Here is a 15009-nt window from a genome sequence, read left to right as displayed (position 1 = left end):
TAAATTTTTTATTATAGTTAGTATTAACGATATATATCAGTTAATTCATGAAGCTCTTCATTTTGACCAATTCCTAGGGCATTAAATTTCCATTCTTCATTTCTGCGATAAATTTCGCCTGCCAAAACTGTTACTTTACCAGAAAAGTCTTCTTGAAGGTTATATTTAAATAATTCTTGTCTAGAATTTGAATCAACTAGCCTTATAAAAGAATTATTCATCTGGCCAAAATCTTGATTTCTTTTTTTAGCTCTGTATATAGAAACTCCAAAAACTATTTTGTGTACATATTCAGGTATCTCACCTAAATTAACATTTATTTGTTCATCGTCTCCTTCGCCTCTTCCAGTTAAGTTATCACCAGTATGTATGATAGATTTAGAAGGATGTTTAAGATGTCCAAAATAAACTAAGTCTTTTGATGATTTCATTTTATCTTCATTAGTTAATGCTATTGCAAATGCATCTAAATCATAGTTTTTCTTACCTAGTTTGTTCATATCCCACCCTAATCCTACAACTAAATTTTTTACAGGATTAGCATCTTTTACTAAACTTACTCTTTGTCCTTTTTGTAAATTAACACTCATTTTAAGTTCTCCTTTTTAATATTTTTAGTTTTATTGACAGTGTTAAATATAATCATCATATTATTTTTATTATATACATATTTAGACCAATTTGGCTATATTTATGAATCATTTATTATATAAATATCTTATAATCCATAAATATAGGTCTTGTGTAATTTTAAAATACTTTATAATTAGTAATTGCATAGGTGTTTAAGTTTATATTTCGTTTAATTGTTAAAAAATTCAATAAATGATATAATGGAGAATAATAATTATAAAAACTTGTAGTTTGTAGATAAGATTATATGTATAGAAATTTATATAAAGTTGGGAGATATATATGGATTATTATAGGATTATTTTTAGTAATTGTTGTATGTTTGAATAAAATTTTTATAAAAATTAGACCTGAATACTTAAGTTTGATTAATCTTTTAATCAGTATAATTGGGATGATAATTCCTATACCTATCATTGATAGTAAGATAAAAAAGAAATTTATAGATAAGTAATCGTAATTTATATGTAAATTACAATTACTTATTATAGTAGTAGATAATTTAACATATATTTTATACAGATTTGTGTCAATGTAATTAATCTATTTTAAATTTATATTGATAGGAAAGTATATAAAATATAGATATTAAACTAATAAATAATGTAAATTTAGCACAATGAGATAAATTTAAAATTAAATCTAAGTGGTGTATTTTTTGATTGTTTATTGTATGAAAAACAGCAAGCACAATTTTCAAATATAAAAATATAAGTTTTTTATATCTGAAATTTATGCTTGCTATTTGTTTTTGTGATTATTCTATTTTTTTAAATCCATTTCCTAAAGCTTCATGTATATCTGTAATTATTATAAATGCATTAGGATCGACACTTTTCACTAATTTTTTTAGTTCAACAACTTCTTTTTTCTCAACTACAACCAAAAGTACATTTTTATTTTCTCCAGTATAAGCACCTTCGCCTTTTAGAATAGTTGCGCCTCTATCTAAATCTTCCATTATTCTTTTACTTATGTCTGATGAAAGGTCAGATATAATAGTAAATGATTTTGAATAATTAAATCCTTCAATAAGTAAGTCACTAATTTTTACTAAAATGTATAGTGCTACAGTTGAATAAAGTGCAATCTCAACTTGTCTATTTACTATTCCCGATAGTACTACTACAACACAGTCGACAATACCCATCAAAACAGGGATACTAAGTGTAGGAAAATATTTATTTAATAGGAGTGCCATCAAATCGGTTCCACCTGTAGAGCCATTTATTCTAAAAATAAGGCCTTGACCAACTCCCATTAAAATAGAACCAGATATAATTGCAAGATACATATCATTTGTAATATCTAGTGTAGTCATATTTGCAGTAACTTTAAGTGCTATAGTAAGAAAAATTATACCTAAGACTGTTTTAAAGCAATCTTTCTTTGAAAGTATTCTGTAAGCAAATATGAATAGAGGTATATTTAAAAGTAAATTGACAATCCAAAGTTGTACACCAAATAATGAATTTAAAACAACTCCAAGACCTGTTATACCACCAGCAGCAATTGCATGTGGATTAAAAAACATGTTAAGAGAAATTGCCATTAATATACAGCCTACAATTAATATTAAAATTTCTGAAAAAGTTATTCTATCTTTTTTCAATAACATCACTCCTTATATATAGATTATAATATATATCATATAGTTTTTCCAATTTTTAATAAAAAAAATAAAAACATATTATAAAAATAATTTGATTGGAATTTTCTGAAAATTAATGCTATAATTAAAAATAAATTTAAGGGAGGTTATAAAATGGCTAAACTGACTTTAGAACATATAGAAGGAAATACATATTATATCCCACTTCCTACAATAGTAGGTGTATATGTAGATGGAAATAATGCAATTTTAATTGACAGTGGAAATAACAAAGATACAGCCAGACAAGTTCTTAGACTATTAGAGGAGCATAATTTAAATCCTAAACTAATAATAAACACTCATTCAAATGCAGACCACATAGGAGGGAATGCATATTTGAAAAATCAAACAAAATGCAAGATTGCTACAACTAAAATAGAAGGATACTTTACAGAAAATCCAATATTAGAATCAGCATTTTTGTATGGAGGGTATCCAAGTAAAGCATTAAAAAATAAATTTTTATTAGCAAAAGAGAGTGAAGTTGATTATATTATACCTTCAAATGGGAAAATTTTAGATACAGAACTTGAAGCGATTTCTCTTCCTGGTCATTATTTTGAAATGATTGGTGTTAGAACTCCAGATAATGTTTTGTTTGTTGCAGATAGCCTTACACCAGAAAATATAATTAGTAAATATCATTTCTTTTTTTTATTGGATATAGATTCACAATTTAAAACGTTAGAAAAAATGAAAACTCTTGATGCAGATTTTTTTGTTCCAAGTCACTCTGTCAAGACTACAAGTATACAAGATTTAATTGATGTCAATAAAGAGAAGATGGAAGAGATAATATCTAATATTAAAAAGGTTTGTTGTGAACCAATTATGATTGATGAAGTCATTGAAAAAATGTGTGATGTGTACAACGTTAAATTAGATGCTAATCAATACGTTCTAGTTGGTAGTACAATACGTTCTTATATAACATATTTATATGAACACAATATGGTTGAATATGTATTTGATGGTGGCAAGATGATGATAAAAGCTGTATAAATACTGAAAAATATCAAACTATGCAATAAAAATATTTTAATACAAGTATCTTTGAAAAAAAGAGATAAAAATAAAATTTGCCATCAAATTGCCACAACAAATACTTGGTCAAAGTATTGCTGGATTTCTTTTCTTATTTGGATTGCTAGAAGTACCAGCTCTAGATAACCGCTTTGCTTGGTCTAGTATTCCACTTATTTTGACAATAATATCAGATGTACTTATTTTAATTGGATTTATAATTGTATTCTTTGTTTTTCGATACAATTCCTTTACATCAAAAGTTATAACTGTTATGAGTAATCAAAAAGTGATTACTGATGGACCATATTCAGTTGTGCGACATCCTATGTATCTAGGTGCTATATTAATTATACTTTTTACACCTCTAGCACTGAATTCATGGTGGGGAATGATTGCTGCAATTACTTTATGCATAATAATTGTGTTTCGGATATTAGATGAAGAGAAGTTACTTAGTGCTGAACTTGATGGATATAAGGAATATTGTCAAAAAACGAAATATCGTATTATACCTTATATTTGGTAAAGTGTAAATTTCTAGTTTATTAATCAGATGAAATAACCTTGGTAAAAAGTCGAATATTTTAAGCTGTATTTCTATTTATTACTTACTTGACTATTAATTAATAAATAGAAATACAGCTTTTTTATATTAAATAATTTTAAGAGAATAGCTATTTAATTATAAAATTATGCTATAATTTGTAAATAAAGAGGTAAATTTATAAAAATTAAAAAAATAATTAATTATAAGAAGGGGGAAATAGTAGGGATTATGAATAAAAAGTTCAAAAAATTCAGTAAAAAAATAGGTATATCAACTTTGGCTTTGACTCTATTTTTTTTTAATAGTTTAACTGCAAGTGCACAAATTAAAGAGGATTCTATAATAGGAACTGATAGATATGAAACAGCAGGACTTATAGCAGATAAGCAGACTTATGACACTGTAATATTAGTTAATGGAGATAAAAATTTATCTGATGGGCTTTCATCAAGTGGGCTATCAGGTACTATCAATGCTCCAATACTTTTAACTAAAAAAAATGAACTACCAAATGCGACATTAAATAGATTAAATAATAAGAATTTGAATGTCGTAAAAAAAGTATATATAATTGGTGGTTATAATACAATTGATAGTTCAGTAGAAAAAGATATAAAAAGAAAAAATATTGAAGTAGAAAGAATAAGTGGAAATAGTAGAATTGAAACTAGTTACAATGTAGCAAAAAAAATAAATGGAGTTAGTAAAGTAAAAGAAGTTATGATAACAAATGGATTTGTCGGTGAGGCTGATGCTATGAGTATAGCACCTGTAGCAGCAAAAAATAAGGTGCCAATAATACTTACAGATGGTAAAAAAATTCCGTTTAGTACTAAAGAGTTAAGTGTTTATGCTATAGGAGGTAGTTCTGCAATAGATGAAAAGTTAATAAAAGAGACCAATGCAACTAGAGTTGGGGGAAATGATAGATTTGAAACTAATAAAAAAGTAATAGAAAAGTTTTATAATGGGGCAAATGGTTTTTACATAACAAAAGGATATCAATTAATAGATGCATTGACATTATCTCCTCTAGCAAAAGAAAAACCAATCGTTTTAGTTGCTGATGGAAGTAATAAAAGCATATTAAAAGGAGCTAAAAGTATAACTAAAGTTGGGGGAATCGATTCAAATACATATAAACAATGTTTAGATATAGCAGAGTATAGTGACATGGACATAACACCAAATATAATAAAACATTTAACTACAATTGATGGAAATGAAGTATCTGAAATGTCTATAGAGATGGATAATTTAGGTGTAATTATTGAAAAGACAGATACTAATAAATTTGAATTTGATTATGTTAGTGTTAGCAATGAAAAAAATTGTACTTTTTCTGTAAATAAAGAAGAATCTTCTAATAATGTAAAAAATGGTAAGGTGGTTGTAAGTGCTAAGAAAAAAATAGAAAAAAATACAGATAATACTGTAGAAGATATGAATGGTGATAATATTATAAATGCAAGTAAAGATAAGATGGTAAATATATTAAAGATAGGAATTCCTGATAGAGTTTATTCTAATTTTAAGATAGATACTGGAAATGGGTCAGTAAGAGTTTATAATATCAAAGGAGGAGCTACAATTAATGTTGATAATGGAACTGTAAACGTTGAAGATAGTGATATAACATATCCTTTTAATATAAATATTAATAACGGAGTTTCAAGTGTATCTGCTGAATCTATATTGTCTGAAATAAAGTTTAGAGCTAATAATGGTATTGTTGGGGTAACTGCTACAAATATAAATGGAAATATAAGCGTGTTTGGGAAAGATGACACAGATATATTTAGTGGTGTATTTAAATTAAAATTAAAAAAAGAACCATCAAATTTACACTTAAAATTGGATAATAGAGGATTAAACAAGTTACCAGAAGGTTGGTCTAATGATTATACTTTAGGTAATGGCCATCCAATTATAGAGGTGAAAAATAGTGGTATAAATGATATATCATTTCAAAACTAAAATACAGGTGGAAATAAAGCTTATATAATTTTTAAATTATATAAGCTTTATTTGTTTTATTTGTATTATTAAGTTATAAAATTTAGATAACTGTAAACAAAAAATTGTGTCTCAAAAAATAGTATTTTATTGTAGTATAGTTAATAGTTATCTGCTTTAAATGAATTATGTACAATGTTATAAATATATTTTGCAAATTGACGAGAGTGTTCTTCTTTTTCAGTATCCATAAAATTAGGTTTACCTAAATCACGTTCAACAAGCATTCCTATATATTTCAACTGTGAATGTTTGCAATAACGCTTTATACCATCTTCCCAGATATCAGCTCCTTTTTCAGGGCTATATCCACAAGTTGTAATAAGTGCTAGTGATTTTCCTGACCATAGTGCTGGTCCTTTTTCATCACCATAGTATTTATTCATACCATATACCAATCTATCAAGCAATGCTTTCATTGGAGCAGTGCAATACCAAGAATAAATTGGAGTTGCAAGAATAATCAAATCACACATAAGAACTTTTTTGAAAATTTTATGAACATCATCATCATGACAACATCCAAAAGAAGATAAATTTTTCTGACATTTTTTACAGGCAATACAAGGTTCTATTTGATAATCATATAACCATAACATTTCAAGATTTGCATTATAGTTTTCTAGTTCTTCTATAAATGGCTCTAAAATAGAAGCTGTATTGCCATTCTTCTTAGGGCTTCCCATAAGAATACATACTTTCATATTAACACCTCCATATTATTTTAAAATAATTTTTAATCATATAGTAATATTTAGATTTTATAAAAACTTTTTAAATATATATTACATAGAATGATTTTTATTTTATTTGGTAGTTTAAAACCAATAGTCTAAAGAAGTACTTTTAGAAAACTAGCAATATTAGTAACTATGTAGAATGCTAGTAAAATTAAAATCATCCATGTAAAAATATGATTTTTGTATGGATATACTTTATTAATTCTTTTTCCAATACGTACCAGTAAAATATACATTAAAAAATATGCTAAAAAGACTATTAAAAATTTCATATATAACCTCACAATTTTAAAGTTTAATATAAACTTAGGATACTACGAGAATACATTAACAACAATATACTTTTTTAATCTGTAACAAAGTTGAAATAAATTATTTCTATAGTAAAATATATTATAATTAGTATAGGAACTTAATTAATAAAATCATCTATAACCATGGAGGTATAAAATATGTATTTAAATCAAGAATATAACTTTATAAAAGAACATGCACCATGTTATATATATGATGAGGTTAATATAATCGAAAGATGTATGGAGTTAAAAAATAATATTTTAGGTTTTGACTTTTTATATTCCATAAAAACAAATCCATATAATAAAATTGTGAAAAGTATTGCTAAACAAGGGTTTGGAACAGATGCGGCATCAATGAAAGAAGTATTGATTTCAAAAGAATGTGGAGTGGTTAGAGATAATATTTACTATTCTGCACCAGGAAAGACAGAAGAGGATATAGAAGCTGTTTTAGATAAGTGTATAATTATTGCAGATAGTATAACAGAAATAGAACTTATAAATAAAATATCAAAAAAACATAATAAAAAAATTAAAATAGGTCTTAGAATAAATCCTGATTTTACTATGGATGATGATAGCTCTATATCAAGCAAGTTTGGTATTGATATAGAAGATATAGATAATGTTTTTAAAATACTAAATCTTTGTAACTATATATCTGTAGTTGGGATACATATACATATTAAATCTCAAGTGCTAGATTTTGAAAAGTTAGGATGTTATTATGAAAAATGTTTTCTCATAGCATTAAATTTAAATAAAAGTGAACATATAAACATTGAGTTTATAAATTTTGGTAGTGGTATTGGAGTAGCATATGATAATCTTAAAGAAAGTCCAGTTAATTTTAAAAAGCTTTCGATATTAACTGAAAAGATTGTTTCTACTAATGCAAATACATTAAAGGCTAGACTCTTTATTGAATCAGGTCGTTTTGTAGTTTGCACATCAGGCAATTACTATACTAAAATTGTCGATATTAAGGTATCAAGAGGGACAAAGTATCTTGTTGTAAGAAATGGTCTTAATGGATTTATGAGACCTATTATTTCTAATTTAATTGAGAAAGTAACTTGTGGTGTAGAATTAGAAGGGCAAGAACCATTATATACATCAAATCATGCATTTTCTTTTTCAGTATTAAGTAGTTCAGAAGAAGAAGAGTATGTAACAATAGTTGGAAATCTTTGTACATCATTAGATGTATTAGCCAATAATGTTAAATTAAAAAAGGCAGTTATAGGAGATGTGGTTTCAATTAATAATGCTGGTAGTTACTCGTATTCTCTATCTCCATTAATGTTTTCAAACTATGAATTTCCTAGACAATATTATAAAAAAAAAGATGGGTGGATTGAGTGAATTTTTCTGAAATCTTCAAACTGGAATATTCTATATTTCCTAATTTTTAATAAGTAAAAGCTATTTTATCATAACCATTTGGAATCTCATAAGAAGTCAATTTGATTCTTCTATTTTGTAATTCCTTGTGTTGTTCAGAATTATCGAAAGTACCTATTAAAATATTCATAAAAGAATTTAATTTGTCACCTATATCATAGATTAACTGGTAATGACTGATTATGATAAGCATACTTTATTTTTAGAGGGGAGTAAGTATGAAAATAGTGGTAGTCTACTATATAATAAAATTTTTACTTGATTCTACAAAATGAAAAATACATTGCCAAGAGTGAATTTGAACATAATGTGAAAATTAAATTTAATAAATTTGAATGGAATTTCATAAATCTAAAATATAATTAACGATGAATTTGATGGCAAATAAATTTGGTAACAAATTTATTTGCCACTAATTAAAAATTATTGTATAGTGTAGTAGCTTGATTTGGGATAAGTATACTTATAGTATAAAGTCTTATGTAGTTTTGTATAGTTATAAACAATCTACAATTATTCCTTCAGGAAATAACCTCCTAAAAACAAATCTCACTAAAGGGCCTGCAATTAGTAGTTGTAATGGCAATGCAATAATAAAGTTGTTGAATATATTAACAACCCATACAAATAAGATTGTACTAGAGAAACCAACTGATTCAATGGCTCCAAATAAAGACATACATATAACCATTCCACATACCATACAACTTGATATAACAATGGCCTTTGCAATTTGTCTACTTTCTGGATTTACAATGCGAAATGCGATTTTTTTAGCAATTTTAGAAACAACAAACCAATCAAAAATCATACCTACTACATATGCTAGTGGAAAACTCATCCAAGCATTTTTTACAGTTTCTAGCGAAAGGCCTTCATGCAAAGAGACATTATAGACACTCATAAAAAATACCATAAAGGCACACATAATCACTGTAAATATTAAACTTTCTTTTCTATTTTGTGGCATATTCATTTACCTCCAAGTGTAATTTATTTCTATTAGGATTATACATGAAGAAAAATTTTGTCGTAAGTAAATTTTTAAAAATTTGAAATTTATTTTTGAAATAGATAGAAATATCCATAAAATATTTTTATTTTTATGGATATCCATGGAAATTAAGTTTTTTAAACTTTATAATTAATAGTATAAGGTAATAAAATTATAGTGCTGTCAAAGAAATTTAAAATTTAGGGGGTGTAGTTCTATATGGAATTGTGGAAAAGAAATTTATTTGTATGTTGGATAGGGATGTTCTTTAGTTCTATAGGTATGAGCCAAATAGCACCTATACTTCCATTATATATTAAGCAGTTGGGTGTAACTGATGTAGGCTTAATACAACAGTATTCAGGTATGATTTTTGGATGTACTTTTGTAGTAGCAGCATTTTTTTCGCCAATTTGAGGGAAAGCTGCTGATAAATATGGAAGAAAATCAATGCTTTTACGTGCAAGTATTGGTATGGGAATAGTGATATTTACCATGGCATTTGTACAAAATGTTTATCAGCTATTAGGGCTAAGGATTCTTCAAGGTGTTTTTACAGGTTATGCAACTGCATGTACTACACTGATTGCAACTCAGACAGATAAAAATCATTCTGGTTGGGCCTTAGGTACACTTGCAACTGCATCAACTACTGGTTCATTAATTGGGCCAACAGTAGGAGGGTATATAGAATCAATTTTAGGACTTAAAAGTGTATTTATTATAACAGGAGGATTATTATTTGTATCATTTATCATATCTATTCTGTTTGTAGTAGATAATTTTAGACCTAAAGAAATAAAAGAGTTAATTTCTATACCTAAAGAACAATTAAATCCATTGCCAAATAAGTTTTTAATTGCATCTATTTTTGTGACTACATTTATTACTCAGCTGGCATTATATTCTATAGAACCAATTGTAACAATATATATATCACAGCTTACAAATTTTGCATCAAATGTAGCTTTAATAGCAGGATTGACATTTTCTGCATCAGGATTAGCAAACCTATTGGCAGCTCAAAAACTTGGAAAAATGTCAGATAAAATAGGACCTCAAAAGGTATTACTAATTTCACTTTTATGGGCAGGAATTATATTTATACCACAAGCTTTTGTAAGAACTGCATGGCAACTGATGTTTATGAGATTTTTATTAGGATTATCAGTGGCAGGGCTTAATCCTTCTGTAAATAGTTTATTAAAAAAAATTGCACCAGAAGAATATGTTGGAAAAATATTTGGATATAATGCATCTGCTCAGTATATGGGATGTTCATCAGAAGCTTTTTTAGGGGGACAAATATCGGCCCATTTAGGTATTAGAACAGTATTTTTCTCAACAAGTATATTATTATTTTTGAATGCACTTTGGATGTATAAATTTACTGGATTATTTACTAAAGATAATGTAAAATAATCTTTAAACTTTGATAAAAAGGAAGAGTAGCTTTAGTACTATATTTAAAAAACTAATCAAAATTATAGATAAAAGAATTCATTTTTATGAATTCTTTTATTTTTATTAACCTTAAAATTGTGTTTTTACAACCTCCTTGTACCATTTGTTTGCCTGTTGTATAATGGTAGAAATTATAATAATATCTAAAACTAATGATTATTTTCACCCTGATACATTATTAGTAAATACTCAAAAAATTTCATAGCTTTATGAAGTGAAACAAATATTATTACTAATAAAATTGTACCAATAAAACAGGAAAGTGAAAGTTTAAACAGACTATAATTAAGCATATTCGATGTAATATAAAGTAGCCAGATACAGATTGGTAAAAAGATTATGGATGTGAATACGCCAGGAACATGGTGTTTAAATCGGATATATAAGTTAAAGTGAGGAAATATAAAATGAAATGTAAAAGCAAATAAACATCCATACCAAATGAAATAGTTGTCAAAGATACAAGATAGCAAAGTTATAATTGAAAGCGTAATAATAAAAAAGTGATATTATAAGAAAATCGAACACAAATTATTTTTTAATTTTTGTACGATTCTTTCAAAGAAAATGTCAAATATAAATGCTATATATCCAATTTTTATATATCAATTAAAGAAAAGTTTAAATTTTTAGTTTTTTAATAGTGTATATATTTAATTTCATAATGTAGAATAAACATTTCTTATGTAATTTGTTATAGAATTATATCAAGAAATAAATTATGGAAAAAATTGGAAAATATTATTATCGACAAAATCTTTGACTTAAAAACTATATTGCGATAGTATTAATTTAATAAAAGTTTGAGAGGGGCGTAAGGTTATGACAATTTCAAAAATACCACAAGCAGAGTTAAAAGTTATGAAGTTTATTTGGGAAAAAAATGATACAGTGACATCAAAAGAAACTATTGAAGCTATGGAACAAAAATATGGATGGAAACAAACAACAACATTGACACTTTTATCAAGACTTGTTAAAAAGCATTTCTTGGATGCAGAAAAAATAGATAGATATACTCATTATACGATAGTTGTTGGACACAAAGAATATTTAAATGTTGAGACAAAAGATTTTTTAAGTAATATACATGATAATTCTTTGCAAAGTTTACTTTCAGCATTACATGAAGATGAAGTTATTGACAAAAATGCATTAGATTTATTTGAAAATCATTTTAAAAATTTAAAGGATGAATAAGTATATGTGTTTGCATGCTTAAGTTTTTAATAGATAGATATATACAAGAATCTATGCTGGTATTATTTAATAAGTTATCAACTATTTATAAATTGATGATTAATAGGCGTAAATTCAGTAAAATACCTATAATGATTAAAGTAGATGGTATCAAATTAAATGATACCACCTATTTTAGTGCTCTATGTTTTTAGTTTTAAAAATAATCTTTTAATTCAATATTTTTTCTTAATTCAAGCAATTATTTTATTTAATCATATCAAACTGCCTTAATTGTTTCTAATTGTTCTTAGAGTCGACTTATATTTTTAAGCATAATTAAAATAAAATGAAGAAATAATTTTTATATTTTCTGATTGTATTGTTAACAACTTAATTGTCAATATTTCATAGTTGATTTTATACTATTATTAAAATCATTAAGTAATAATATCAAATTTAAGTGTCTTTTTATGTTATAATGAGTATGTATTTTTAATGGTATATTTTATTGTGAAGATATAAATTAATTATTTTTGGGGAGTTATTATGCTAGACACGTTTATAACAATTGTTTCTTCTATTATAGAGATATGGGCATGCAAGAAAGTATTTGATTATACAAGTAAAGTAAAAACTAATTTAATAAAGTTAAATATATCTTTCTTATTTTCTGTTTTTCTCATTATTTGTTCTTTTTATATAAATGTAGGAGCTAATGATAGAATATGGATATGTATTCTTATAACCTTTATTTTTTATAAGTCAAATTATAAGGTCAATATATATAAATGTTTAGTGATTTTGTTTTTTTATTGGATGGTGTTAATAGGTATAAATGCATTGAGTATGCTATTAGTAGTTTCAATGAACAATTTAGATAATATGAATATTTTACTTAATGGAAATTTATACAGATATGAAGCTATCTTTTTTGGAAAATTGATTTTAATTATATTATTGTACATATATAAAATTTCTTTTACTAATTTTAAAATTAGTAAAAAAGAATTGTATATATGTGTTCCAATGATAGCAAATTTATTATCTTTTTTTATACTTTACGATTATATTATTAATCTTTTAAAAATTTCTCCTGAAAAGAGAGTTGTTTTTCTAGTAATAGTTTTACTATTGATATTGTCCAATATCTCAATATTTGTATTAATACGTATAATACTTAAAATTAAAGCTAAAAAAGATAATATAATAAATTAATTAATACATATAAAAATAGCTTAGTGAATATTTCTAATTGATATATTATAGCTTATTTGTTTTAAAATATTGAAACTTGAATTATCTGGTGAAGTAGATAAAGTTGATTGTGATAAGATTCTTTAAAATGAGTGTATTAGTGAAATAAGTAAGATTAAATCAGATATTCCTAAGTTGTATGGTAGGAGTAAAAAATATATAAATAACCTTATTAAGAAAACTATTAAGTAGTTCATAAATTCCTCCTATTATTAGATGGTATTAAAGTTAGAATACTATGAAGAACTAATAGTGACAACATATTATGCAGATTTTTAAATAAATTGAAGCAAGTTATTCAGAATAAAAAAGAGTATTTTCACATATCTTTTGTGAATACAAGATTCTTGGATATGAAAAAATAGAAGCACATAAACAGATGGAAAATAGTAATTAGAACGGATATAAAGTATGAAGTCTAGACAGTACAATATTACAAAAGGATTATTGATAGTATATATAAAAACATAAGACAAAAATAATTATCAATGTATTAGCTTTGATTAGAACAATTCTTATGATAGGATTTTTAGGATTGATTGTTATTGTGAACCTATAGATATAATTATACAGGTTCAATTTTAAAAATTATCAAGTTTTAGTTTATAGAACAGTTTATTTTAACATATAGACTGTTTTTTTATGTCCATAACTATACCATGTAATATTACTTATCAACTTTTTAATAATTTCAAGAAATGCTTACCTTGTAATGAGTAGTTTTTTCTAAAGGGGCCTTACGTTTTCAATTTAATGCTAGTGCAGAACAAGTAAATGTTCAAATTCTTCCACTGGCAGACTGAATATCATCAACTACTTTGTTCATTCCAGCTATTATAATAATTGTCTTTGGACCGTGAATAAGACAAGAGACACTTTGTAGTATCCTTTGTGCAAATCTGAAATCTTTTGCAAGTTATATAATTCCATATTTTTTACTTTAGACTTTATAGATAATCTGTGTTTGTTAGTTGTTACCACAAGATTGATTTTGGCTATATATTTGTGATATGTCTATGAACTTTCAATTGATAATTAAGAAGTATAAAATTATTTTAACAAATCTGTAATTAAATCTTAATCCTTAAAATTATACATATAAAAGTCAATATTTACTTTTATATGTATAATTTTACACAACTTTATTGAAGAGTTATTTTATTAAAGAAATATGTATCTATAATTACTGATATTATTTATAATAGGCTACTTTAACTTTAAAAATTAATGCCAAAAAATGAGTTTGTAAGTCAATATCAAAAATAACTTTATAAATATTTCAAATAGACTAATCTTACATATATTTCCGATAGATTAAATTGATAAAAAACACTAAAATTAAATTAATAAGAATACTTGGAGGGATGGTAATGAAAGAGGAATGTTTTATTAATATTGAACACGAAGATAAACGTTTTTCAATTAACATTAAAGAGATTTTGTACATAGAAAAGCAAGAGTATGAATCAAAAATTTATACAGAAAATGAAACTTATTATATTGGAGAAAATTCTTCTAGTATAAAAAAACTACTGAAAGAAGAAAATTTTTTCAAATGTAGTAACAGTTATATTGTAAATTTAGATAAGTGTGAATTTTATCTCAGCAATAATTGTATTTTTGTAGGAAATAACTTTATAAGAGTTTTAGGTTTAGATAGAAAAAAGAAATTAGAAAAGAAGTTAGAAAAATTATATGATTATAAATATTAACTTTGAGAGGCTGTATTTTATACAGCCTCTTTATTTATTTTATTGCATTATTAATAAACTTTAAATTATGATAAAATATAAGAC

14 protein-coding genes are annotated in these 15009 nt (G+C 25.2%); 9 read left to right on the top strand and 5 right to left on the bottom strand.

Annotation, left to right across the window (positions count from 1 at the left end):
• Positions 1-23: 23 nt before the first annotated feature.
• Both KGF52_RS12355 and KGF52_RS12350 read right to left on the bottom strand, forming a co-directional pair.
• A complete protein-coding gene (locus tag KGF52_RS12355; protein ID WP_227828538.1) occupies positions 24-590 on the bottom strand; it encodes a TerD family protein in 567 nt (188 codons plus the stop codon).
• A gap of 800 nt (positions 591-1390) precedes the next feature.
• On the bottom strand, positions 1391-2251 hold the full coding sequence (locus KGF52_RS12350) for a YitT family protein (protein ID WP_227828539.1): 861 nt from the start codon (positions 2249-2251) through the stop codon (positions 1391-1393).
• Positions 2252-2398: 147 nt separating this feature from the next.
• On the opposite strand from KGF52_RS12350, the gene KGF52_RS12345 reads away from it, so the two are divergent.
• The 3 genes from KGF52_RS12345 (at position 2399) to KGF52_RS12335 (ending at position 5837) form a co-directional block, all read left to right on the top strand.
• Positions 2399-3289: an MBL fold metallo-hydrolase gene (locus tag KGF52_RS12345; RefSeq protein ID WP_227840382.1), complete on the top strand. Its 891-nt coding sequence runs from the start codon at positions 2399-2401 to the stop codon at positions 3287-3289.
• An 88-nt stretch (positions 3290-3377) separates the two neighbouring features.
• On the top strand, positions 3378-3839 hold the full coding sequence (locus tag KGF52_RS12340; protein WP_227840381.1) for a methyltransferase family protein: 462 nt from the start codon (positions 3378-3380) through the stop codon (positions 3837-3839).
• A 249-nt stretch (positions 3840-4088) separates the two neighbouring features.
• On the top strand, positions 4089-5837 hold the full coding sequence (locus KGF52_RS12335; RefSeq protein ID WP_227840380.1) for a cell wall-binding repeat-containing protein: 1749 nt from the start codon (positions 4089-4091) through the stop codon (positions 5835-5837).
• 140 nt (positions 5838-5977) lie between these two features.
• Here KGF52_RS12335 and KGF52_RS12330 read toward each other — a convergent pair whose 3' ends face one another.
• On the bottom strand, positions 5978-6580 hold the full coding sequence (locus KGF52_RS12330) for a flavodoxin family protein (RefSeq protein ID WP_227840379.1): 603 nt from the start codon (positions 6578-6580) through the stop codon (positions 5978-5980).
• 488 nt (positions 6581-7068) lie between these two features.
• Here KGF52_RS12330 and KGF52_RS12325 point away from each other — a divergent pair, with 488 nt between their 5' ends.
• A complete protein-coding gene (locus tag KGF52_RS12325; protein WP_227829957.1) occupies positions 7069-8280 on the top strand; it encodes a diaminopimelate decarboxylase family protein in 1212 nt (403 codons plus the stop codon).
• Positions 8281-8815: 535 nt separating this feature from the next.
• Here the strand turns inward: KGF52_RS12325 and KGF52_RS12320 are convergent.
• Positions 8816-9289, bottom strand: coding sequence for a DUF2798 domain-containing protein (locus KGF52_RS12320; RefSeq protein WP_227840378.1), 474 nt, complete (start codon positions 9287-9289; stop codon positions 8816-8818).
• Positions 9290-9532: 243 nt separating this feature from the next.
• Here KGF52_RS12320 and KGF52_RS21635 point away from each other — a divergent pair, with 243 nt between their 5' ends.
• Positions 9533-9730, top strand: a complete 198-nt coding sequence (locus tag KGF52_RS21635; RefSeq protein WP_413840309.1) for a multidrug transporter — start codon at positions 9533-9535, stop codon at positions 9728-9730.
• A 33-nt stretch (positions 9731-9763) separates the two neighbouring features.
• Entirely contained in the window at positions 9764-10735 is a 972-nt protein-coding gene (locus tag KGF52_RS12315) for an MFS transporter (protein WP_413927395.1), read from the top strand.
• A gap of 191 nt (positions 10736-10926) precedes the next feature.
• Here the strand turns inward: KGF52_RS12315 and KGF52_RS21630 are convergent, their stop codons facing one another.
• Positions 10927-11259, bottom strand: a complete 333-nt coding sequence (locus KGF52_RS21630) for an HXXEE domain-containing protein (protein ID WP_413894808.1) — start codon at positions 11257-11259, stop codon at positions 10927-10929.
• A 340-nt stretch (positions 11260-11599) separates the two neighbouring features.
• Here KGF52_RS21630 and KGF52_RS12305 point away from each other — a divergent pair, with 340 nt between their 5' ends.
• The 3 genes from KGF52_RS12305 to KGF52_RS12295 all read left to right on the top strand — a co-directional run bounded on the left by KGF52_RS12305 (position 11600) and on the right by KGF52_RS12295 (position 14925).
• Positions 11600-11977, top strand: a complete 378-nt coding sequence (locus tag KGF52_RS12305; protein WP_227829955.1) for a BlaI/MecI/CopY family transcriptional regulator — start codon at positions 11600-11602, stop codon at positions 11975-11977.
• 528 nt (positions 11978-12505) lie between these two features.
• A complete protein-coding gene (locus KGF52_RS12300) occupies positions 12506-13174 on the top strand; it encodes a histidine kinase (RefSeq protein ID WP_227840377.1) in 669 nt (222 codons plus the stop codon).
• A gap of 1409 nt (positions 13175-14583) precedes the next feature.
• Complete coding sequence (locus KGF52_RS12295) at positions 14584-14925, top strand: LytTR family transcriptional regulator DNA-binding domain-containing protein (RefSeq protein WP_227829954.1); 342 nt, start codon at positions 14584-14586, stop codon at positions 14923-14925.
• Positions 14926-15009: the final 84 nt, after the last annotated feature.

This window comes from Clostridioides sp. ZZV15-6597 (genome assembly GCF_020657815.1).
Lineage (GTDB): Bacteria > Bacillota > Clostridia > Peptostreptococcales > Peptostreptococcaceae > Clostridioides.
Note: the sequence above shows the minus strand (reverse complement) of the source record. Positions and strands in the feature narration are given on the sequence as shown.